The 22125-nt window shown below is 58.5% G+C and carries 16 protein-coding genes; 13 read left to right on the plus strand and 3 right to left on the minus strand.

Annotated features, from left to right (window positions below; translation table 11 throughout):
* Nucleotides 1-14: 14 nt before the first annotated feature.
* The 11 genes from nuoK to dnaE all read left to right on the plus strand — a co-directional run bounded on the left by nuoK (nt 15) and on the right by dnaE (nt 16621).
* Nucleotides 15-323, plus strand: coding sequence for an NADH-quinone oxidoreductase subunit NuoK (gene nuoK, locus DXT96_RS04090; RefSeq protein WP_003521516.1), 309 nt, complete (start codon nt 15-17; stop codon nt 321-323).
* A 7-nt stretch (nt 324-330) separates the two neighbouring features.
* A complete protein-coding gene (gene nuoL / locus DXT96_RS04095; RefSeq protein WP_153513588.1) occupies nt 331-2328 on the plus strand; it encodes an NADH-quinone oxidoreductase subunit L in 1998 nt (665 codons plus the stop codon).
* On the plus strand, nt 2328-3839 hold the full coding sequence (locus DXT96_RS04100; RefSeq protein ID WP_149897748.1) for an NADH-quinone oxidoreductase subunit M: 1512 nt from the start codon (nt 2328-2330) through the stop codon (nt 3837-3839). The genes nuoL and DXT96_RS04100 overlap by 1 nt, the downstream gene beginning before the upstream one ends.
* 18 nt (nt 3840-3857) lie before the next feature.
* Nucleotides 3858-5300 (plus strand): NADH-quinone oxidoreductase subunit NuoN, encoded by a 1443-nt coding sequence (gene nuoN, locus DXT96_RS04105; RefSeq protein ID WP_149897747.1) that lies wholly within the window; start codon nt 3858-3860, stop codon nt 5298-5300.
* Nucleotides 5301-5326: 26 nt separating this feature from the next.
* Entirely contained in the window at nt 5327-6067 is a 741-nt protein-coding gene (locus tag DXT96_RS04110) for a biotin--[acetyl-CoA-carboxylase] ligase (protein ID WP_194287542.1), read from the plus strand.
* 204 nt (nt 6068-6271) lie between these two features.
* A complete protein-coding gene (locus tag DXT96_RS04115; RefSeq protein WP_153513590.1) occupies nt 6272-7939 on the plus strand; it encodes a ribonuclease J in 1668 nt (555 codons plus the stop codon).
* A gap of 251 nt (nt 7940-8190) precedes the next feature.
* Nucleotides 8191-8496 (plus strand): DUF1467 family protein, encoded by a 306-nt coding sequence (locus DXT96_RS04120; protein WP_174372700.1) that lies wholly within the window; start codon nt 8191-8193, stop codon nt 8494-8496.
* A 712-nt stretch (nt 8497-9208) separates the two neighbouring features.
* A complete protein-coding gene (gene proS, locus DXT96_RS04125) occupies nt 9209-10531 on the plus strand; it encodes a proline--tRNA ligase (RefSeq protein WP_153513592.1) in 1323 nt (440 codons plus the stop codon).
* Between the two features lie 125 nt (nt 10532-10656).
* A complete protein-coding gene (locus tag DXT96_RS04130) occupies nt 10657-11964 on the plus strand; it encodes a lipoprotein-releasing ABC transporter permease subunit (RefSeq protein ID WP_149897742.1) in 1308 nt (435 codons plus the stop codon).
* 15 nt (nt 11965-11979) lie between these two features.
* Complete coding sequence (locus DXT96_RS04135) at nt 11980-12663, plus strand: ABC transporter ATP-binding protein (protein ID WP_052818533.1); 684 nt, start codon at nt 11980-11982, stop codon at nt 12661-12663.
* Between the two features lie 457 nt (nt 12664-13120).
* Nucleotides 13121-16621 carry a DNA polymerase III subunit alpha gene (gene dnaE / locus DXT96_RS04145; protein ID WP_153513593.1) on the plus strand — a complete coding sequence of 1167 codons (3501 nt, stop codon included), beginning with the start codon at nt 13121-13123 and terminating at the stop codon, nt 16619-16621.
* 23 nt (nt 16622-16644) lie between these two features.
* On the opposite strand, the gene DXT96_RS04150 is transcribed toward dnaE, so the two are convergent.
* The 3 genes from DXT96_RS04150 to DXT96_RS04160 all read right to left on the minus strand — a co-directional run bounded on the left by DXT96_RS04150 (nt 16645) and on the right by DXT96_RS04160 (nt 19717).
* The gene (locus DXT96_RS04150) at nt 16645-17883 is read right to left on the minus strand and encodes a L,D-transpeptidase family protein (protein ID WP_153513594.1); all 1239 of its coding nucleotides are present in this window, start codon (nt 17881-17883) and stop codon (nt 16645-16647) included.
* A 170-nt stretch (nt 17884-18053) separates the two neighbouring features.
* A complete protein-coding gene (locus DXT96_RS04155; RefSeq protein WP_153513595.1) occupies nt 18054-19337 on the minus strand; it encodes a DNA polymerase IV in 1284 nt (427 codons plus the stop codon).
* Between the two features lie 71 nt (nt 19338-19408).
* Nucleotides 19409-19717, minus strand: a complete 309-nt coding sequence (locus DXT96_RS04160; protein WP_112277769.1) for a DUF3572 domain-containing protein — start codon at nt 19715-19717, stop codon at nt 19409-19411.
* 131 nt (nt 19718-19848) lie between these two features.
* On the opposite strand from DXT96_RS04160, the gene DXT96_RS04165 reads away from it, so the two are divergent.
* Together DXT96_RS04165 and DXT96_RS04170 are read left to right on the plus strand one after the other, a co-directional pair.
* Complete coding sequence (locus tag DXT96_RS04165) at nt 19849-20220, plus strand: response regulator (RefSeq protein ID WP_003496409.1); 372 nt, start codon at nt 19849-19851, stop codon at nt 20218-20220.
* 18 nt (nt 20221-20238) lie between these two features.
* Nucleotides 20239-21609: a PleD family two-component system response regulator gene (locus DXT96_RS04170; protein ID WP_149897738.1), complete on the plus strand. Its 1371-nt coding sequence runs from the start codon at nt 20239-20241 to the stop codon at nt 21607-21609.
* Nucleotides 21610-22125 lie beyond the last annotated feature (516 nt).

Consider the following 22125-nt stretch of genomic DNA (forward strand, 5'->3'; position numbering starts at 1 on the left):
CAAGGAAACAGAACATGGAAATCGGTCTTTCCCACTACCTGACGGTCAGCGCCATTCTCTTCACGATCGGCGTGTTCGGCATCTTCCTCAACCGGAAGAACGTCATCGTCATCCTCATGTCGATCGAGCTTATCCTGCTTGCGGTCAACATCAACATGGTGGCGTTTTCGGCGTTCCTGAACGATATCGTCGGCCAGGTCTTCGCCTTGTTCATTCTGACCGTCGCAGCCGCCGAAGCGGCCATCGGTCTTGCAATACTCGTTGTCTTCTACCGCAACCGCGGATCGATCGCCGTCGAAGACGTCAATATGATGAAGGGCTGATAAGGCTATGATCTACAAGGCTATCGTCTTTCTTCCCCTGATCGGCTTCCTGATCGCCGGCCTGTTCGGCCGCTCGATCGGCGCCAAGGCGTCTGAATATGTGACCACCGGTCTGATGATCGTGGTCGCGATCCTGTCGTGGATCGTCTTCTTTACCGTGGCGCTTGCCCATGGCGAGCCGGGCGAGGTGATCAAGGTCACCGTTTTGCGCTGGATCCAGTCCGGCGGCATCGACGTCGAATGGGCTTTCCGCATCGATACGCTGACGGCCGTCATGTTCGTCGTGGTCAACACGGTCTCGACGCTGGTGCACCTCTATTCGATCGGCTACATGCACCACGATCCGCATCGTCCGCGCTTCTTCGCCTATCTGTCGCTCTTCACCTTCGCCATGCTGATGCTGGTGACCTCTGACAACCTGCTGCAGATGTTCTTCGGCTGGGAAGGCGTGGGTCTGGCGTCCTATCTGCTGATCGGCTTCTGGTTCAAGAAGCCGTCTGCCTCCGCCGCTGCCATGAAGGCCTTCATCGTCAACCGTGTCGGTGACTTCGGCTTCATCCTCGGCATTGGCGGTGTGTTCGTGCTGTTTGGCTCGATCAATCTGGAAACGATCTTTGCCGCCGCCAGCACCTATCTGCCGGCCGAAGGCGCCGCTTCCACCGAAACCGTCATCAACCTGTTCGGCATGCAACTGGACAAGGCCAATGCGATGACGGGCGTGTGCCTGCTGCTCTTCATGGGCGCGATGGGTAAGTCGGCGCAGTTCCTGCTGCACACCTGGCTGCCGGACGCCATGGAAGGCCCGACCCCGGTGTCCGCCCTCATTCACGCCGCAACCATGGTCACCGCCGGCGTCTTCCTCGTCGCCCGCATGTCGCCGCTGTTCGAACTGTCGCCGGATGCACTGACCGTCGTGACATTGATCGGCGCGATCACCGCCTTCTTCGCGGCGACCGTCGGTCTGGTGCAGAACGACATCAAGCGCGTGATTGCTTACTCGACCTGCTCGCAGCTCGGTTACATGTTCGTGGCCCTCGGCGTCGGCGCTTATGGTGCTGCCGTGTTCCACCTCTTCACGCACGCCTTCTTCAAGGCCCTGCTGTTCTTGTGCGCCGGCTCGGTTATCCATGCCGTCGATGGCGAACAGGACATGCGGTACATGGGCGGCCTGCGCAAACATATCCCCATCACCTTCTGGACCATGACTGTCGGCACGCTGGCGCTGACCGGCGTCGGTATTCCGGGCACGATGATCGGCTTTGCCGGTTTCTTCTCGAAGGACGTCATCATCGAATCCGCTTATGCATCCCATTCGGTGCTGTCAGGTTTCGCCTTCACGCTGCTGGTCATCGCCGCGCTGTTCACCAGCTTCTATTCCTGGCGTCTGGCCTTCATGACCTTCTTCGGCAAGCCGCGCGCTTCGGCCGACGTCATGCACCATGTGCATGAATCGCCGATGGTCATGCTGATCCCGCTCTTCATTCTCACCATCGGCGCGATCTTTGCCGGTGTCCTGTTCGAAGGTCACTTCTTCGGTGAGGAATATGCCGAATTCTGGAAGGGCGCTTTGTTCATGCTTCCGGAAAACGAAATCCTCGAGGAATTCCACCATGTGCCCCTCTGGGTAAAGTGGAGCCCGTTCTTCGCCATGGCGCTTGGTTTCGTGACCGCATGGTACATGTACATCAAGTCGCCGGAGACGCCGAAGCGTCTGGCAGCGACCCATCGCGGCCTCTACCAGTTCCTTCTCAACAAGTGGTACTTCGACGAGCTTTACGACTTCCTCTTCGTTCGTTCCGCAAAGGCGCTTGGCCGCTTCCTGTGGAAGAAGGGCGACGTCGCCGTCATCGACCATTATGGACCGAATGGCATTGCAGCGCGTGTGGTTGACGTGACCAACCGCATGGTCCGCCTGCAATCCGGTTACCTCTATCACTATGCCTTTGCGATGCTGATCGGCATCGCGGCGCTTGTCACCTGGATGATGCTCGGGAGTGCCCTCTGATGACCGATTGGCCTATTCTTTCAACGGTCACCTTTCTGCCGCTCGTCGGCGTGGTGCTCCTGCTTTTGACGAATGAGAACGGCCCCTTTGGTCGCCGTAACATTCTCAACGTTTCTCTGCTGACGACCGTTTTCACCTTCCTGGTGTCGCTGTTCGTCTGGATCGGGTTCGACAATTCGAACCCCGGTTTCCAGATGGTGGAAAAACACGCCTGGTTCGGCAACATCGCCGCCTATCATCTGGGTGTCGACGGCATCTCCATGCTGTTCGTCATCCTCACCACTTTCCTCATGCCATTCTGCGTACTGGCAAGCTGGAATTCGATCGAGAAGCGCGTCAAGGAATACATGATCGCCTTCCTGCTGCTGGAAGTCGTCATGGTCGGCGTCTTCGTGGCGCTGGATACGGTTCTCTTCTACGTCTTCTTCGAAGCGACGCTGATCCCGATGTTCATCATCATCGGTGTCTGGGGCGGCAAGGATCGCGTTTACGCCTCCTACAAGTTCTTCCTCTACACGCTGCTCGGCTCGGTTCTGACCATGCTCGCCATCATGGCGATGTACTGGCAGGCCGGCACGACCGACATGACCGAGCTTCTGAAATTCGGCTTCCCGGCCGGCATGCAGACATGGCTCTGGCTTGCCTGTTTTGCGGCCTTCTCGGTGAAGATGCCGATGTGGCCGGTGCATACCTGGCTGCCGGATGCCCACGTTCAGGCACCGACCGCAGGCTCCGTCATTCTGGCCGGCGTCATGCTGAAGCTCGGCGGTTACGGTTTCATCCGTTTCTCGCTGTCAATGTTCCCACTGGCGTCGGATTATTTCGCGCCCTTCGTCTTCACGCTGTCGGTTGTCGCCATCATCTACACATCGCTGGTGGCGATGATGCAGGACGACATCAAGAAGCTGATCGCCTATTCGTCGGTCGCCCACATGGGTTACGTGACCATGGGCATCTTCGCCGCCAATGTGCAGGGCGTGCAGGGCGCAATCTTCCAGATGCTGTCTCACGGCATCGTGTCAGGCGCGCTCTTCCTCTGCGTCGGCGTCGTTTACGACCGGCTGCATACCCGCGAGATTTCCGCCTATGGCGGTCTCGTGAACAACATGCCGAAATATGCCGTCGCCTTCATGGTCTTCACCATGGCCAATGTCGGTCTGCCCGGCACTTCCGGCTTCGTCGGTGAATTCCTGACGCTGATCGGTATCTTCCGCGCCAACACGCTGGTCGCACTGTTTGCGGCAACCGGCGTCATCCTCTCGGCCGCTTATGCGCTGTGGCTCTACCGCCGCGTGATTTTTGGCGCGCTCGAGAAGGAAAGCCTTAAATCGATGCTCGATCTGTCTACCCGCGAAAAAATCATCCTTTATCCGCTGGTTGCGCTGACGATCTTCTTCGGCGTCTATCCGGCGCCGGTCTTCGATGCGACAGCCGCATCGGTGGATCTTCTGGTAAACAACTATTCGGCTGCATTGCAGGCGGCGCAAAATGTTGCGCTTTCTATGAATTGACGACAGGACCCGTTGGACATGACCGCTGAAATCCTTTTTGCCAGTCTGCACATCGCGACGCCCGAGCTGATCCTTGCGGTCGGCGCGCTGGCGCTGCTCATGATTGGCGTCTTCTCGGGCGACAAGTCGACAACGACGGTCACCGGCCTTGCCGTTGCCCTCCTGCTCGTCGTCGGTCTCTGGATCATCTTCGCCCCGGCATCGGGCGTGGCCTTCGGCGGTGTTTACATCGCCGATTCCTTCGGCAATTTCATGAAGGTTCTGGCGCTGATCGGCTCGATCACCGCCATGATCCTTTCCGTCGGCCAGGGTCGTTTCGAGCCTATCGGCCGTTTCGAATATCCGGTGCTGCTGGTTCTGGCGACCCTTGGCATTTTGCTGATGATCTCCGCCAATAACATGATCTCGCTTTATATGGCGCTGGAGTTGCAGTCGCTGGCGCTTTACGTCGTCTGCGCCATCAACCGCGAAAGCCTGCGCTCTACGGAAGCGGGCCTGAAATATTTCGTTCTCGGCGCGCTCTCTTCCGGCATGCTGCTTTACGGCATGTCGCTGGTTTACGGCTTCACCGGCAATACCGGCTTTGCCGAAATCGCGCAGGTGCTGGCATCTGAAACGCGGTCGCTCGGCCTCGTCTTCGGTCTGGTCTTCGTTCTCGCCGGCCTTGCCTTCAAAATTTCGGCCGTGCCGTTCCACATGTGGACGCCTGACGTCTATGAAGGCGCGCCGACCCCGGTCACCGCCTTCCTCTCTGCTGCACCGAAGATCGGCGCCATGGCGATCCTCGTGCGCATCGTCGTTGAGGCTTTCCAGCCGGTGTTTGCCGACTGGCAGCAGATCGTCGTCTTCATCTCGATTGCCTCGATGCTGCTTGGTTCCTTTGCGGCCATCGGCCAGAAGAACATCAAACGCCTGATGGCCTATTCCTCCATCGGTCACATGGGTTACGCGCTGGTCGGTCTTGCGGCCGGAACGGAAGCCGGTATTTCGGGTGTGATCCTTTACATGACCATCTACATGGTCATGACGCTCGGCACCTTCGCCTGCATTCTTTCCATGCGCCGCAAGGAAATCGGCAATGTCGAAAATGTCGAGGATTTGGCCGGGCTTTCCTCCACCAATCCCTTCATGGCTGTCATTCTGACGATCCTGATGTTCTCGCTTGCCGGCATCCCGCCGCTCGCCGGCTTCTTCGGCAAGTATTACGTCTTCCTCGCCGCCATCGAGGCCAAGCTCTATCCGCTCGCCGTCATCGGCGTGATCGGCTCGGTCGTGGGTGCCTATTATTACATCCGCGTCGTCAAGGTCATGTGGTTCGATGAAGCCAAGGGCAGCTTCGAGCGTCCGGCCGGTGAACTGAAGGTCGTTTATGCACTTTCGGGCCTGTTCGTCGTCGGCTTCATCGTCTTCGGCGGTGCGCTCGGCAATGCGGTCACGGTCGCGGCAAAGACGTTCTTTTGAGCGATACCCACAAGCATACGGGCCGGATGTCCATTGATGACTTCCGGCACGAGGCGATGGCGGAGACGCCATCGACCAACATCGAATGTTTCGCCCGCGCAAGGGCAGGCGATGGCGGCAATCTGTGGATCACCGCCATTCGCCAGACCGGCGGGCGCGGCCGTCGCGGTCGGCCGTGGGTCTCCGAACCCGGCAATCTCTACGCCTCGCTTCTCCTCATCGATCCCGCTCCGATGGACCGTATCGGCTCCCTGCCGCTTGCCTTCGCGCTTGCGGTCTATCGCGCCATTCGCGCAGTTTTGCCGACGGGCGGCGCGCCGCTTGAAATCAAATGGCCGAACGACGTGCTGATCGGCCGCAAGAAAACCTGCGGCATTCTGATGGAGGCCGAGCTTCTGCCGGATGGACGCCGCGCCATCGTCATCGGCATCGGCATCAATATCGCCCATAAGCCGGATAACCCGCTTTATCCCGTCACCATGCTGTCCGAACACGGCGCGTCCTGCTCGCCCGACGAGCTTTTCGCGCACTTGTTCCGCGAGACGGCGGATGTGCTGCGAGACTGGGATGAGGGCAGGGGCGTTGCCGGCGTCATGGCCGGCTGGCGTGCAGCGGCCTGTGGTATCGGTGAACATATCACCGTCAACTTTCCGGAACGCTCGATCGGCGGGCGTTTCGTTGGAATAGATGATAATGGTTATCTGCTGCTGGATGAGGATGAGGGTGCGAGACGCGCCATCGCCGCCGGCGACGTGTTTTTTGGATGAGGTGAACGGTGCGGGCCAAAACGGCGCGCCGAACCATATCCCAAAGGTTGGAGTTTTCCTGCAGCTCATGAAAAGCAGGATGGTAGACCGGCTCCGCATCGGCCCGGTCGATCAGATGGTTTAACAGGTCCGATGCTGGAAACATGCGCGGGGCGCGGCATTTCGCCGTCGCCTGCGCGCTCTTGTGAATGGATAAGAAAAACAATGGCTAAACAGGACGAACTGGTCTTCCTGCCGCTTGGCGGCGTCGGTGAAATCGGCATGAATCTGGCGCTTTATGGCTACGGGCCGGCAGGCAAGCGCGAATGGATCATGGTGGATTGCGGCGTGACCTTTGCCGGTCTCGATCTGCCGGGCGTCGATCTGGTGCTCCCCGATATCAGCTATATCGCCGAGCAGAAGAAGAACCTCAAAGGCATCATCATCACCCACGCCCATGAGGATCACTACGGCGCGCTGAACGATCTGTGGCCGGGCCTCAACGTACCGGTCTATGCCTCGGGTTTCACCGCCGGCATGCTGGAAGCCAAACGGGCCTATGAGGGCAGCCGCGCCGAAATTCCGATCACTCCCTTCAAGGCGGGCGATCGCATCAATGTCGGTCCGTTCGAAATCGAAGCCGTAGGCGTCAACCACTCCATCCCCGAGCCGATGTCGCTGGTCATCCGCACGCCGCTCGGCAATGTCATCCACACCGGTGACTGGAAAATCGACGAAGCGCCGTCGCTCGGGCCGTTGACGGATGAAACGCGCTTCCGCGCCATTGGCGAAGAGGGCGTGCTGGCGCTGATGTGCGACAGCACCAACGCGCTGCGCGACGGCGTTTCGCCGTCGGAACAGGAAGTTTCCGAGGGCCTGCGGCAGATCATCGAAAATGCCGAAGGTCGTGTAGCCGTTACCACCTTCTCCTCCAATGTCGGGCGTATCCGCTCGATTGCGCAGGCGGCGGAGGCGGCGGGCCGTGAGGTGCTGCTGCTCGGTTCGTCGCTGAAGCGCGTTGTCAACGTCTCGCAGGATCTCGGCATCATGGAAGGCATCAAGCCGTTTCTGGCCGAAGACGAATATGGCTATATCCCGCGCGACAAGGTGGTGTTGATCCTGACCGGTTCGCAGGGCGAGCCGCGCGCCGCACTCGCCAAGCTCTCGCGTGACGAGATGCGCAATGTGGCGCTGGCTGCGGGAGATACAGTTGTGTTTTCCTCGCGCGCCATTCCCGGCAATGAAAAGGCGATCATCGACATCAAGAACGGCCTGATCGAGCAGGGTGTCCATATCATCACCGACAATGAGGCTCTGGTTCACGTTTCCGGCCATCCGCGCCGCAACGAGCTTCTGAGGATGTATGAATGGACGAAGCCGCAGATCGTCGTGCCCGTTCATGGCGAGGCTGCGCATCTGGTGGCGCAGAAAGAGCTGGCCGAGCAGGCCGGTATTTCGCAGGTGCCGAAGGTGCGCAACGGCAATGTTCTGCGTCTGGCGCCGGGACCCGCGGAAGTCATCGATGACGCGCCGCATGGCCGCGTGTTCAAGGATGGCAATCTCATCGGCGATATGGATGAGATGGGGATCAGCAATCGTCGCAAGCTTTCCTTCGCCGGTCACGTCTCGGTGAATGTCGTGCTGGACAGCCGTTACGACTTCCATGGCGATCCCGATGTCGTGCCCTTCGGCCTGCCGGAATTCGATGATGAGGGCGAGGATATGGAAGACACGCTGTATGACGCCGTTCTCGGCGCCGTGGAAAGCATTCCCCGCGCCCGCCGCAAGGATCTGGCGCTGTTGCGCGAAGCGGTGCGCCGCGCCGTGCGCGCCGCCGCCAACCAGACCTGGGGCAAGAAGCCGATCGTCACGGTTTTTGTGACGAAGGTCTGATCGGGGAAGCAAGACGCTCCGTCACCCCGGACTAATTCCGGGGTCCAGCACGATCAAGTCCTTGATCGCGTAAAGACTTGTCTCACGGCGCAGATGCGCCGTGGCTGGATGCCGGATCTAGTCTGGAATGACGGAGATAAGTCGCCCTCCTTGGTCAGCGATCTGAGGGTGCCCGCTCAAAGCGCGGTTCTGTTCCTCCCTCCACGGCTTTTTACACTTCTGGCACGGAAGTGATTTCGCTATACGGATGAATGCGTTACAAGGAACGCATTGCGCAGGAGGACGTCATGCCGCTTCTTTCGGTCTTCGCCGTTTATTTCATCGTCTGGTGGACGGTGCTTTTTGTCGTGTTGCCGATTGGACTTCGCACCCAGGCGGAAGAGGGCGATGTGGCACTCGGCACCATCGCCAGCGCGCCCTCCCGCTTCCGAGGCGGTCGCATCGTTCTGTGGACAACTCTGATATCGGCCCTGATCTGTGGTGTCTGGTACGGGGTGTCCTGGTGGTTCGGTTTCAGCCTCGATGATCTCCCGAGGATTGTCCCCGTTTACGACTGAATATCGGCCCCCACGCTGCCAAATCCGTGCTTTGAGAACCGCGTTCCCAACGAGGGCAAATGCGATGTCTAACGGATTTTGGCTCAAGGCTGGAGTGACAGAAAATGTCGTAGCGCACTGACGAAACTGCCCGTTTCGCACGCGGGCAAAGATGGGGCTGTCATATGGATGTCATCTCTGTCGTGCACACAGCATGAGCATAGTGAACGGCTGATTCACCGTCACAATTTCACCGGAATAACCGGCCGACGCGTTTTGGTGTGATGGAATCAAAAAAAAACAAGGCATTTCAGCCTTGTTTTTCAGGTTTCGCGTGATCTGTAACCGTTGCCGGGGCAGCGACGAGCGCGCCTAAGATCTGATCCTCCCAAGACTGACCGCGAAAACGACAAGAATTTAGACTTCCTGCCTCTTTTGTAAGCTAAAGCTAGCTTAATCACCCATGCTTGTCATCTCATTTTTTGCATATTTGTTACAGTCGGCAAAAAATTCCCTATGGTGCAATTTGTCGCACCGGATCAAGAATAATATTCCGGTCAAAGCGTTTTGACGCGAATTAGCTATCTCGAAAATGCCACGAACTCGCCTTCAATGCTCTTTTCATGGCGGGTTTTCTTCTTGGCGGGAAACGGCTATATCCGGCGCCAATATCCCTTTATTCGGGGCGATTCCCGCGCCTTTCGCGCCGTCGTCCACATCAATGGAAGCCGTCATGCGTCTCAGCCGTTATTTCATGCCCATCCTGAAGGAAAATCCCAAGGAAGCGGAGATCGTCTCCCATCGCCTGATGTTGCGTGCAGGCATGATCCGGCAGCAATCGGCAGGCATTTATTCGTGGCTGCCGCTCGGCAAGCGCGTGCTGGACAAGGTCAACAAGATCATCCGTCAGGAGCAGGACCGCTCCGGCGCCATCGAGCTTCTGATGCCGACGCTGCAGACCGCCGAACTCTGGCAGGAAAGCGGCCGTTATGACGATTACGGCAAGGAAATGCTGCGCATCAAGGATCGTCAGGACCGCCAGATGCTCTATGGCCCCACCAATGAGGAGATGATCACCGACATCTTCCGGTCCTATGTGAAGTCCTACAAGAACCTGCCGCTGAACCTTTACCATATCCAGCTGAAGTTCCGCGATGAAGTGCGTCCGCGTTTCGGCACCATGCGTTCGCGCGAATTCCTGATGAAGGATGCCTATTCCTTTGATCTGACCAAGGAAGACGCGATCCACTCTTATAACAAGATGTTCGTGGCTTACCTGCGCACGTTCGAGCGCCTTGGCCTGCGAGCCATTCCCATGCGCGCCGATACCGGCCCGATTGGCGGCAACCACAGCCATGAATTCATCATTCTCGCTGATACCGGCGAATCCGAGGTCTTCTGCCACAAGAGCTTCCTCGACCGCGCCATCCCGGCCGAAAACACCGACTTCGACGATGTCGCAGCCCTGCAGGGCGTATTTAACGAGTGGACGGCCGATTATGCCGCTACCTCCGAAATGCACGACGAAGCCGCCTATGACGCCATTCCCGATGGTGAGCGTCTTTCGGCGCGCGGCATCGAAGTTGGCCACATCTTCTATTTCGGCACCAAATATTCCGAGCCGATGGGCGCGAAAGTGCAGGGCGCGGACGGCAAGGAGCACCCTGTCCACATGGGTTCCTATGGCATTGGCCCGACACGCCTTGTTCCCGCCATCATTGAAGCATCGCATGATGAGAACGGAATCATCTGGCCGGCCTCGGTCGCTCCTTTCGATGTCGTCATTATCAACATGAAGGCAGGCGATGCGGCCTGTGATGCGGCTTGCGAAAAGCTGTACTATTCGCTCTCCAACGCCGGCAAGGATGTTCTTTACGACGATACCGACGACCGTGCGGGCCAGAAATTCGCCACTGCCGATCTGATTGGTGTACCGATGCAGATCATCGTCGGCCCACGTTCCGTCGCGAATGGCGAAGTCGAAGTGAAGGACCGCAAGACCGGCGAACGTGAAACCGTCACAATCGAGGCGGCAATGAACAAGGCGCTTGCCTAAGCGCAAACGGACAGATGGGAGCGGCCTTCACCCGAAGACCGCTCCAGTTTAATGCGCAGATGCCGCAGAGATTGGGACCGGTCTTTGAAAGGACCGATCTTGCAATTTGAGATCAGGGAGACGACATGGCAAAAGCCGAGGCTGACAAGGGTGCGGCTCCTTCCGCCAAGGGAAAGACCGCCCGGCCTTTTTCCGCTTTTGAACGCATGGTGGCGTGGCGCTATCTGCGGTCGCGGCGCAAGGAAGCGTTCATTTCCGTCATTGCCGGTTTTTCCTTCGTCGGCATCATGTTGGGTGTCGCGACGCTGATCATCGTCATGGCTGTCATGAACGGCTTCCGCACTGAGCTGATTTCGCGCATTCTCGGCATTAACGGCCATATGATCGTGCAGCCGATCGACCAGCCCTTCAACAATTACGATGAGCTGGCGAAGAAGTTTTCCGCCGTGCCGGGCGTCACCATGGCCCTGCCGCTGGTGGAAGGCCAGACCTTGGCCTCCGGCCGTGGTGGCGCAGGCTCCGGCGCGCTGGTGCGCGGTGTGCGCCAGGAGGACATCGACAAGATCAAGGAAGTTGCCAGCAACATCAAGACCGGCGACCTCGTCGGCTTCATGGCAGGCGATGGCGTTTTGGTCGGCTCGAGGCTCGCCGCGCAGCTTGGCGTGACGGCTGGCGACGATATCACCCTTATTTCGCCGGAAGGCGACGTGACGCCGATGGGCGTCAATCCGCGCGTCAAATCCTACAAGATATCAGGCGTCTTCGAGATCGGCATGTCGGAATATGACGCGTCGATGATCTATATGCCGCTTTCCGAAGCCCAGCTTTATTTCAACGCCGACGGCATCGTGCAATCCATCGAGCTCTACGTCAGCCGGCCTGATGATGTCGACGGCATCCGGCCGCTGGTGGAGCAGGCGGCCGAACGGCAGATCTATATCACCGACTGGAGACAACGGAACCAGACCTTCTTTTCCGCCCTGCAGGTGGAAAGAAACGTGATGTTCATGATCCTCACCCTCATCGTTCTGGTGGCGGCGCTGAATATTATTTCCGGCCTGATCATGCTGGTGAAGGACAAGGGCAGCGATATCGCCATTCTGCGCACCATGGGCGCCAGTTCCGGCGCGGTCATGCGGATATTTTTCATGACCGGCGCAGCCATCGGCACGGTCGGCACCTTTGCCGGTGTGGCGCTCGGCGTCATCGTCTGCCTCAATGTAGAATCCATCCGGCAGTTCTTCTCGTGGATATCAGGCACGGTGCTGTTCGATCCGCAGCTCTATTTCCTCAGCCAGCTGCCGGCCGAAATGGATATCAGCGAGACCATCACCGTCGTCATCATGGCGTTGACGCTTTCTTTCCTGGCAACGATCTTTCCAGCATGGCGAGCTTCCAAGCTCGATCCGGTGCAGGCCCTGCGTTACGAATAAGGACCGCTTCGCAATATGGCAAAAAAAACAGTGCTGCGGCTTACCGGCGTGGAACGGACCTATGGTCAGGGTGAAACGTCGCTTTCCATTCTGCGCAAGGCCGATTTTGAATTGAGGAGCGGTGAGATGGTGGCGCTCGTCGCCCCCTCCGGTACCGGAAAATCCACACTGCTGCATCTGGCCGGGCTTCTGGAACACCCCGATGCCGGCGAGGTCTTCATCAACGGCGCGCCATGCAACGGCCTGCCGGATGAAACCCGCACCGCGATCCGCCGCAGCGATATCGGCTTCGTCTACCAGTTCCATCACCTCCTGCCGGAATTTTCAGCGGTGGAAAATGTGATGATGCCGCAGCTCATCGCTGGCTTGACACAGGCCGAGGCCCGCAAGCGCGCGAGCGCCCTGCTGGACTACATGCGCGTCGGCCATCGCGGCGAACATCGTCCGGCTGAACTTTCCGGCGGCGAGCAGCAGCGCGTGGCGATTGCACGCGCGGTTGCCAATGCGCCGCTGCTTCTGCTTGCGGATGAGCCGACCGGCAACCTCGATCCCGAGACCGCGCATTATGTTTTCGATGCGCTGGAGGCCTTAGTGCGCCAGTCCGGCCTTGCGGCGATGATCGCCACCCATAACCACGACCTCGCTGCCCGCATGGACCGACGCGTAACGCTTGCAGACGGCAAGATCGTCGATTTCTGATCTAAGCCGGCAATACCGTCCACACGGTTGAGCCGCTTCGCCGGCTCTTCCATGGGGCGCCTCTTTCGTCCACAATTGAATTTTTTCCGAACCCGGAGGCGTTTTAACCTCCGGGTTTTTTCGCTTTGGAGTCAGAGGCTTGCCCCAGGCGCAAACGGAACCCCATCCGATTCTGCCGCGTTAGCAAGGGGAATATCAGCAAAACCCTGTTGACAATCGAACAAAATGAGAACAAAGTCGGAACATAACGAGTAAGGAGAGACCAATGACTGATTTCATCCGTGACGTTGCCGCTTTCGCTTCCATCGCTGTCTTTGTTGCCAGCTTTTCGGTGATCCTCACTGCCCTGTGAAGGAAACATCGGCGCAGAAGCCTGTATGGAGGCCGCAAGGCTGTAGACTTTAAGCGCCGGAAATCGGAAAATCGCCCCCTCGATTCAGGATGACAGGACGACGATATGGGCGATACGGTTGTGCGTGGAGAAAACTCTGACGAAACGCTGAAAACGCCTGGTTTCGTTCATTTGCGGGTTCATTCCGCTTATTCCCTGCTTGAGGGGGCATTACCCCTCAAGAAAATCATGTCCAAGGCCGTTGCAGATGGCCAGCCGGCAATTGCCATCACCGACACCAACAATCTTTTCGTCGCGCTCGAATTTTCCGAAAAAGCGCGTGACGAAGGTTTGCAACCGATCATCGGCTGCCAGGTGTCGATCGACATGCAGGATGCGGCGGAAGATCGCCGCAATCATAACAACCATCTTGCAAAGCTCCCCGCCATCGTGCTTCTGGCCGCCAATGCCGAAGGTTACGAGCGACTGGTGGATCTGATCAGCCGTGCCTATCTGGATGGCGAGGGCGGCGGTCAATCCGTCCATATTACCCGCGCATGGCTGGAAGAGGCTTCCAATGCCGGCTTGATCGCGCTGACGGGCGCCACCGGCGGTCCGGTGGATATGGCCCTGAGAGAAGGCCATGCTGCACAGGCCAAAGAGCGGCTGCTGGCGCTGAAATCACTCTTCGGTGACAGGCTTTATATCGAATTGCAACGCCAGTCCGGTTACGACCGTTCCCATGAGCGACGCATGATCGGTCTTGCTTATGAACACGATATCCCGCTGGTCGCCACCAACGAGGCGTTTTTCCCTTCCAAGGCCGATTACGAGGCGCATGATGCGCTGATGGCGGTGGCGCATAACGCCATCGTTTCTGATGACAGCCGCTTTCGCCTGACGCCCGATCATTATCTCAAAAGCCGCGAAGAGATGACGGCGCTGTTTGCCGACATTCCCGAGGCGCTCGAAAACACCATCGAGATTGCGCTCCGCTGCTCCTATGTGCTGAAAAAGCGCGGACCCATCCTGCCGCGTTTCACCGGCGCCAGCGAGGACCCTGAAGCGGCGCAGCGGGCAGAGGCCGAGGAGCTTCGCCGTCAGGCGGTCGAGGGTCTCGATCAACGCCTTGCAGCCCTTGGCATGGCACCGGGCTACACCGAGCAGGAATATCGCGACAGGCTGGATTTTGAGCTCGGCGTTATCGAACGCATGGGTTTCCCCGGTTACTTCCTGATTGTTGCCGACTTCATCAAATGGGCCAAGCAGCAGGACATCCCGGTCGGCCCCGGCCGCGGTTCGGGCGCCGGCTCGCTTGTCGCCTATGCGCTGACCATCACTGATGTCGATCCGTTGCGTTTCTCGTTGCTGTTCGAGCGCTTCCTCAACCCCGAACGCGTCTCGATGCCCGACTTCGATATCGACTTCTGTCAGGATCGCCGCGAAGAGGTGATCCGCTACGTGCAGCGCAAATATGGCCGCGAGCAGGTGGCGCAGATCATCACCTTCGGTTCGTTGCAGGCACGCGCGGCATTACGCGACGTCGGCCGCGTGCTGGAAATGCCCTACGGGCAGGTCGACAAGATCTGCAAACTGGTGCCCAACAACCCGGCCAATCCCACGCCGCTGTCGAAAGCGATCGAGGAAGAGCCGCGCCTGCAGGAAGAGGCGGACAAGGAACCGGTCGTCGCTCGCCTCTTGGATATCGCCCAGAAGATCGAGGGGCTTTATCGCCACGCTTCCACCCACGCCGCCGGTATCGTCATTGGCGACCGGCCGCTGTCGAAGCTGGTACCGATGTATCGCGATCCGCGGTCCGACATGCCGGTCACCCAGTTCAACATGAAATGGGTGGAAAGCGCCGGTCTCGTTAAATTCGACTTTCTCGGCCTGAAGACGCTGACGGTGCTGAAGGTGGCGGTCGATTTCGTCGCCAAGCGTGGCATCAAGGTCGATCTTGCCGCCATTCCGCTCGAGGACGTCAAAACCTACGAGATGCTCTCGCGTGGCGAGACCATCGGCGTGTTCCAGGTGGAAAGTGCCGGTATGCGCAAGGCGCTGATCGGCATGCGCCCGGACTGCATTGAGGATATCATCGCGCTGGTGGCGCTTTATCGTCCAGGCCCGATGGAAAATATCCCGGTCTATAACGCCCGCAAGCATGGTGAGGAGGAGCTGGAGTCCATCCACCCGACCATCGATCATCTGCTCAAGGAAACGCAGGGCGTTATCGTCTATCAGGAACAGGTGATGCAGATCGCCCAGGTCCTGTCAGGTTATTCGCTCGGCGAGGCCGATCTTCTGCGCCGTGCCATGGGCAAGAAGATCAAGGAGGAGATGGACCAGCAGCGCGAGCGTTTCGTTGATGGCGCCATCAGGAATGATGTATCGAAACCGCAGGCCAACACCATCTTCGACCTTCTGGCGAAGTTTGCCAATTACGGCTTCAACAAGAGCCACGCCGCCGCTTACGCCATCGTTTCTTACCAGACCGCCTATATGAAGGCGCATTACCCGGTAGAGTTTCTGGCAGCCTCCATGACGCTCGATATGGCGAACACGGAAAAGCTCAATGATTTCCGTCAGGATGCCGGCCGCCTCGGCATCGAGGTCGTAGCGCCTTCGGTGCAGACGTCTTTCCGCCAGTTCGAGACGGGTGAAAACCGCATCTATTATTCGCTGGCCGCCATCAAGGGTGTCGGCGAGGGTGCTGTCGAACATATCGTCGAAGTGCGCGGCGACAAGCCGTTCACGAGCCTTGAGGATTTCTGCCTGCGTATCGATCCTAAACAGATCAACCGGCGTGTTCTGGAAAGCCTTATCAATGCCGGCGGCTTCGATTGTTTCGGCCGCGATCGTGCCGAATTGATCGGTGGGCTCGACCGCATCATCGGTTATGCGCAGATGGCGCAGAACAACCGCACCATCGGCCAGTCGGACATGTTCGGTTCCGGTGGTGGAAACGGCCCGGAGAAGCTGGTGCTGCCGGCCTTCCAGCCGTGGCTCGCTTCGGAAAAGCTGTTGCGTGAATATCAGGTGCTCGGGTTCTACCTCACCGCCCATCCGCTCGACACCTATCGCCCCGTGCTGGAAAAGTTGCGTGTGCAGAATATCGCCGATTTTTCCGCCGCCGTGAAACAGGGCGCCACCGCCGGGCGTCTGGCCGGCACCGTCACCGGCAAGCAGGAGCGCAAGACCCGCACCGGCAACAAGATGGGCATCGTCACCTTCTCGGATGCGTCAGGGCAATATGAGGCGGTGCTGTTTTCCGAAGGGCTCGCTCAGTTCCGTGATCTGCTCGAGGTCGGCAAATCACTTGTCATCACCGTGGCTGCGGAAGAACGCCCGGAAGGCATCGGTCTGCGCATCCAGACGGCGCAGTCGCTGGAGGAGAAGTCGGTGCAGATGCAGAAGGCTCTGCGCGTCTATGTGCGCGATTCCGGCCCACTGAAAACCGTCGCCCGTCACCTCAACACCAAGGGTGACGGGTCAGTCTATTTCATCGTCATCAAGGATGAGGGCAGCCGCGAAATCGAAGTGGAACTGACGGAGAAATACCGCATTTCACCGGAAATCGCCGCAGCACTTCGCTCCGCTCCCGGCGTCGTCGATGTGGAACTGGTTTAAGGGTTCAGACGCTCACGCGCCCCTCAAACCGGCCCTTCCTTCGTCACGGTAATGAAGTCCGTTCCGGTTCCTGTCTCCATCTGGTGACTGAGATCGGAAACAGTGATCGAGCTGCCGGTTGAAAGCTCCTGTTCAATGCGGGAGCGAATGTCTGCCGGTATGTCGAGACGGCCAAGTACGGCGCTCAATTGATCGAAGCCGCCCGGCGCTTCGGTGACGGTAATGCCAAGCCGCTTGCGGGCGGCGGCGGGCAGATGGTTTTCGAGCGTCACGCCGTTCCATTCGGCGGTTCCGGCTGCGCGATCCACTGAAACGGCTTCTAGGAAATGGGTTCCGAGCGCCACCTCCGGATCCCTGATGTCGATCGCCGCCTCGAACAGCGGCTTGAAATCCTGCCGCACCATGATCTGGCCGCTCAGTGGATGATCTTCGCCGGCGGAAGTGTAAAGCGCCGTCACGAAGGCGTCGGTCAGAAGCGGTCCGGTGGTTGGCAATCCCTTCCAGCGCTTGAAACCGTTCACGGCGCTGACAGTCATTTCTCCGGTGTAACCATCGGGCGAACCGGCATCGAAGCCAAGGCGGGTCAGCAGGGCCTGGATATCCATCACCTTTTCCCGCTCCCCACGCCGGGTAATCAGAATGCGCAAAGGGGAGGGGTCCCTGACCTTCGCCGCCGGCTTGATGGCCTGTGTTTTTTCATTGACGGCAACCTCAACCGCGCCCAATGCCGCATCGAAGGTCGCCGGGCGCAACTCGACATCGGACAGAAGCAGCTTGCCGTCATCGCTGTCGTCTCGCGGTGTAAACAACGTCGGATGCTCAACGAAGCGCAGCGAAACCGGGCGGTCGGTGATGATGACATGCACGCCAGTCGCTGTGTCGCCGAAAAGTGACTTGGCGAATTTCGAAGGCAGGCGCACGCAGCCATGCGAAGCCGCGTAGTTCGGTACCTTGCCTTCGTGCAGCGCAATGCCGGACCATGTCAGCCGCTGCATGAAGGGCATGGGGGCGGCCGAGTAGATATTCGATTCGTGGTATTTCCGTTTTTCCAGAATGGAAAATATGCCGCTCGGCGTCTCATGCCCGGCCTTGCCGGTGGAGACTTTCGAGGTGGCGATGATCTCGCCGTTTTCATAAAGCGAAAGCGACTGGTCGCTTTTCGAAACGAGGATCTGCAGCGATCTGCTATCGGCGGCAAGCGCCGGGAAGGCAAAAATACTGGCCGACAGCATGCCGGTCAGAAGACGGAGGCGAAGGGACATGACGCAATACACCACATGCACAAAACTTGCTTCACTCAACCACGCGAAGTTTAAGGAAGCTTAAGGACGGCGCAGCCGTAACATCACTAATTTGTGTAAAATCTAAAATACATGGGTATGAAGTGGCGGAACGGGTCGATGCGCAGTTCCCAAGGCTCACGATTAAACCGCTATTTGCGTGTGCCAAACGTGTAGCCGGTCTCGACGCTGCCTTTGCCGAACTTGTCGCGCAGCTTATCCATCGCCGCTTCCGCCGCCGCCCGGCGGGCAGCCTGCCTGTCGACGAGATCAGGAGGGTCGGCAAGACCCGCATCGCGCAGATCGCTGACGCCGATGCCGAGCAGGCGGAATTTTGTGCCGTCGGTTTCCTTTTCCAACATAGATAGCCCGGTACGGAAAATCCGGTCGGCAAGCTGGGTGGGATCATCGAGCTTGCGGTTGCGGGTACGGATTTTAAAGTCGGACGTCTTCATCTTCAGCACCACTGTCTGGCCGGCAATGCCGTTTTTCTTCAGCCGCCATGCGACTTTTTCGGAAAGCGACCGCAGGATCGGCACCAGGTCCTCATGGCGGGAAATGTCGTTGAAGAAGGTGGTTTCGGAAGACACGCTTTTGACCGGGTCGTTATTGTGCACATGCCGCTCGTCAATGCCGCGCGAAAGCCGGAAGAGCCGCTGTCCCATCACGCCGTAACGGCGCATCAGGTCGCCTTCTTCCATTTCCTGCAGCTGGGCGATCATGCGGATACCGTCCGCCTCCAGTGTCGCAGCAAAAGCTTTGCCCACGCCCCAGATTGTGGTTACGGGCCGCGTCGCCAGAAAGGCAAGCGCCTCCGCCTCGCCAATCACCGAAAAACCCCGCGGCTTGTTGAGGTCGGATGCGACCTTGGCCAGAAACTTGCAATAGGAAAGCCCGGCCGAGACGGTCACGCCGACCTCCTTTTCCACACGCTTTGCAAACTTCGCCAGCACACGCGCTGGTGGATCGTGATGCAGCCTCTCCGTGCCGGCGAGATCGAGAAAAGCTTCGTCTATGGAAAGCGGCTGCACCAGCGGCGTCAATTCCTGCATCATGGCGCGGATTTCGCGTCCGACACGGCTGTACTTCTCCATGTCGGGTTTGATGACCACCGCATCCGGGCAGGCTTCCAACGCCTTGAACATCGGCATGGCGGAACGCACGCCCTGAATGCGGGCGATGTAGCACGCCGTCGAAACCACGCCCCGCTTGCCACCGCCGACAATGACCGGCTTGTCAGCCAGTTCCGGATTGTCGCGCTTTTCAACGGAAGCATAGAAGGCGTCGCAGTCGATATGGGCGATGCTCAGATCATAAAGTTCATCATGATAGACGAGACGTGGGCTGCCACAGGAGCGGCAACGCCTCAAACCCGCTGGCTGACCGGCCAGACAGTCGCGACAAAAACCGGGATCATAGGAGTGCGACGTGGACATGGGGCTGAAAACAAAACCAGAACGTTGCCGACCATACTCCGGTGGAGACGGTCGCTCAAGGGGCTGGCCGGTCAATACACACCCGAATCCAGCCCCGGACCGGAAAAATGGTGCCAGGCGGCAGCCACCGTTTCGGGTGAGGTATCGGTTGCGGCACAGAACGCCATGAGGTCCGGCTCGTGGCTCATCAGAAAATCGGTGAGGCCGGCCAGAAAGCCGGGATCGTTGACGGCCTGGCGCAGCATATTGGCCTGCAAGCCGCTCAGCGCCAGAAAACGTGCCAGCATGTCCGGCTCGTTGGCCAGCCAGCCAAGTATGGCGGCCGCCGTTTCTTGCGGATCTTTGCCGGCATTGCCTTTGTTTTTCGTATCGCGCAGCATTTCTTCCCCGAAGTTACCTATTTTGAAACCAAATCCCTCTAGCCTTGCGCAACAAATGGACGATGGAATCGGTTCTCTGACAACTTATATGTCTGGATGAAGGTTTCAAAGCGAAACGGGGACTGCCCACCATGCCCAAACAGGTCATGATAGTCGAAGACAACGAGCTGAACATGAAGCTCTTTCGCGACCTGATCGAGGCGTCTGGTTATACGACGATCCAGACGCGCAACGGCATGGAAGCGCTGGACCTTGCCCGCAAGCACCGTCCGGACCTCATTCTCATGGATATCCAGCTGCCGGAGGTTTCGGGGCTGGAGGTGACGAAATGGCTGAAGGAAGATGACGAATTGCACGTCATCCCGGTCATCGCCGTGACGGCCTTTGCCATGAAGGGCGACGAGGAACGGATTCGCCAGGGCGGCTGCGAGGCTTATGTTTCGAAGCCGATTTCCGTCCCGAAATTCATCGAAATCATCAAGACTTATCTGGGCGACGCCTAAGGCGGCTGGGGAACGGTTATGACGGCGAGAGTTCTGGTTGTTGACGACATTCCTGCCAATGTGAAGCTTCTCGAGGCTCGGCTTGTGGCGGAATATTTCGATGTCGTCACCGCCGAGGATGGTTTTAAGGCGCTGGCGATCTGCGACGAGGAACAGGTCGATATTATCCTGCTCGACATCATGATGCCGGGCATGGACGGTTTCGAGGTCTGCGAGAGGCTGAAGGCCAACCCGAAGACGGCGCATATTCCCGTGGTCATGGTCACTGCGCTCGATCAGCCATCCGACCGGGTGCGCGGCCTGAAAGCCGGCGCCGATGATTTTCTGACCAAGCCGGTCAACGACCTTCAGCTGATTGCCCGTGTCAAAAGCCTCGTGCGCCTGAAAGCCGTCAGCGACGAATTGCGGCTGCGCGCCGAAACTGCAAGGCAGATCGGCATCGAGGAGATGCTACGTGCCGACGGCCTGATGCAGACGCCCGGCCGTGTACTCGTCGCGGATGGCCGCGCCAGCTCGCAGGAACGTATCGTCAGGGCGCTGAAGCCGGTCGCCGAGGTGGATGCCGTCACCGAGCCGCAGGCGGCGCTGCTGAAAGCGGCAAGCAACCCCTTCGAGCTTGTCATCGTCAATTCCAATTTTGCGGATTACGATCCGCTGCGATTGTGTTCGCAGCTTCGCTCGCTGGAACGCACCCGTTTCCTCCCGCTGCTTCTGGTGGCGGAGCAGGGGGCGGACGATATGGTGGCGCGTGCGCTCGATCTCGGCGTCAATGATTATATCCTGCGCCCGATCGACCCCAACGAACTTGTCGCCCGCTCACTGACGCAGATCAGGCGCAAGCGTTACAACGAACACCTGCGGCTCAATATGCAGCATACGATGGAGCTTGCCATCGTCGACGCGCTGACCGGCCTCAACAATCGCCGTTATCTCGACAATCATCTCAAGATACTCTTCGACCGTGCCGCCGTGCGGGGCCGCCCGATTTCCATCTGCATGACCGACATAGATCGGTTCAAGCTGGTCAATGATACCTATGGCCATGATGTGGGCGATGAGGTGCTGCGGGAATTTGCAGCACGCATCCGCAGCACGGTGCGCGGCGCTGATCTTGCCTGCCGTTACGGTGGCGAAGAATTCGTCGTGGTCATGCCTGACACGCCGATGGAGCTTGCTGCCAGCGTCGCCGAGCGGCTGCGGGCGATCGTCGAAGACAAGCCCTTCTACGTCCGCTCCATCGACCGTGAACTGAGCATTACCGCCTCGCTCGGCATCGCCACCAGCAGCGGCGCTTTCGGCATGCCGGACGAACTGGTGAAACAGGCCGACCGGGCGCTCTATGAAGCGAAACATGCCGGGCGCAACCGGGTGGTGGCTGCCGCCGCCTGAAGCGGCCCGCAGACGTCTGGCGCGGAAAACCATGTCATCTTTTCGGGTTTACCGAAGACAGCCGTCGTTCGAGCAGCTGAAAAGTCACATTGACAGGCTCAAGCCACTGACCTTGCCTGTATTTTATCTTATTGCAATGAATAGGCGAAATTCAGCGGGTTTAATACAGTTCAAGTTGAAAAATATATTGAATTCAATCTCGCGGGAAACTATAGTGTGCCAGCGTTGTATATTTAACCATGTTTTTCGAGTTATGTATCGCTGGCTTAAGAATTTGTTGATTTTTATTTTACTTCTGCGCACACTCATTATCGAGAATAACAGTTCTTCCGGCGGTTTTTCCGTCTTGTGATGATGGAATGACGGCGGTTCATGCCGCTGCGGTTTCGCTCGTCAGGGGCTGGTATTGCGTAGTTTGAATGCCCCATGATGCTCAGGTCCGCCGCATCTCCTGAATCGTGGGGTCGGTCGGCTGACGATGTCCGAATCGGTTCCTCGTGCCGTAATCACATCGTT

It is taken from the genome of Agrobacterium sp. ICMP 6402 (assembly GCF_009498615.1).
Classification (GTDB): domain Bacteria; phylum Pseudomonadota; class Alphaproteobacteria; order Rhizobiales; family Rhizobiaceae; genus Agrobacterium; species Agrobacterium burrii.

Bases quoted from the DNA above. Each gene is read 5' to 3' on its own strand.
- DXT96_RS04135 (WP_052818533.1), top strand. From the start codon at position 11,980: ATGGCAAAAAAAACAGTGCTGCGGCTTACCGGCGTGGAACGGACCTAT.
- DXT96_RS04130 (WP_149897742.1), top strand. From the start codon at position 10,657: ATGGCAAAAGCCGAGGCTGACAAGGGTGCGGCTCCTTCCGCCAAGGGA.
- DXT96_RS04170 (WP_149897738.1), top strand. From the start codon at position 20,239: ATGACGGCGAGAGTTCTGGTTGTTGACGACATTCCTGCCAATGTGAAG.
- nuoK (WP_003521516.1), top strand. From the start codon at position 15: ATGGAAATCGGTCTTTCCCACTACCTGACGGTCAGCGCCATTCTCTTC.
- nuoL (WP_153513588.1), top strand. From the start codon at position 331: ATGATCTACAAGGCTATCGTCTTTCTTCCCCTGATCGGCTTCCTGATC.
- DXT96_RS04150 (WP_153513594.1), bottom strand. From the start codon at position 17,883: ATGTCCCTTCGCCTCCGTCTTCTGACCGGCATGCTGTCGGCCAGTATT.
- DXT96_RS04160 (WP_112277769.1), bottom strand. From the start codon at position 19,717: ATGCTGCGCGATACGAAAAACAAAGGCAATGCCGGCAAAGATCCGCAA.
- DXT96_RS04115 (WP_153513590.1), top strand. From the start codon at position 6,272: ATGGCTAAACAGGACGAACTGGTCTTCCTGCCGCTTGGCGGCGTCGGT.
- nuoN (WP_149897747.1), top strand. From the start codon at position 3,858: ATGACCGCTGAAATCCTTTTTGCCAGTCTGCACATCGCGACGCCCGAG.
- DXT96_RS04100 (WP_149897748.1), top strand. From the start codon at position 2,328: ATGACCGATTGGCCTATTCTTTCAACGGTCACCTTTCTGCCGCTCGTC.
- DXT96_RS04155 (WP_153513595.1), bottom strand. From the start codon at position 19,337: ATGTCCACGTCGCACTCCTATGATCCCGGTTTTTGTCGCGACTGTCTG.
- DXT96_RS04120 (WP_174372700.1), top strand. From the start codon at position 8,191: ATGCGTTACAAGGAACGCATTGCGCAGGAGGACGTCATGCCGCTTCTT.
- dnaE (WP_153513593.1), top strand. From the start codon at position 13,121: ATGGGCGATACGGTTGTGCGTGGAGAAAACTCTGACGAAACGCTGAAA.
- DXT96_RS04110 (WP_194287542.1), top strand. From the start codon at position 5,327: ATGTCCATTGATGACTTCCGGCACGAGGCGATGGCGGAGACGCCATCG.
- proS (WP_153513592.1), top strand. From the start codon at position 9,209: ATGCGTCTCAGCCGTTATTTCATGCCCATCCTGAAGGAAAATCCCAAG.
- DXT96_RS04165 (WP_003496409.1), top strand. From the start codon at position 19,849: ATGCCCAAACAGGTCATGATAGTCGAAGACAACGAGCTGAACATGAAG.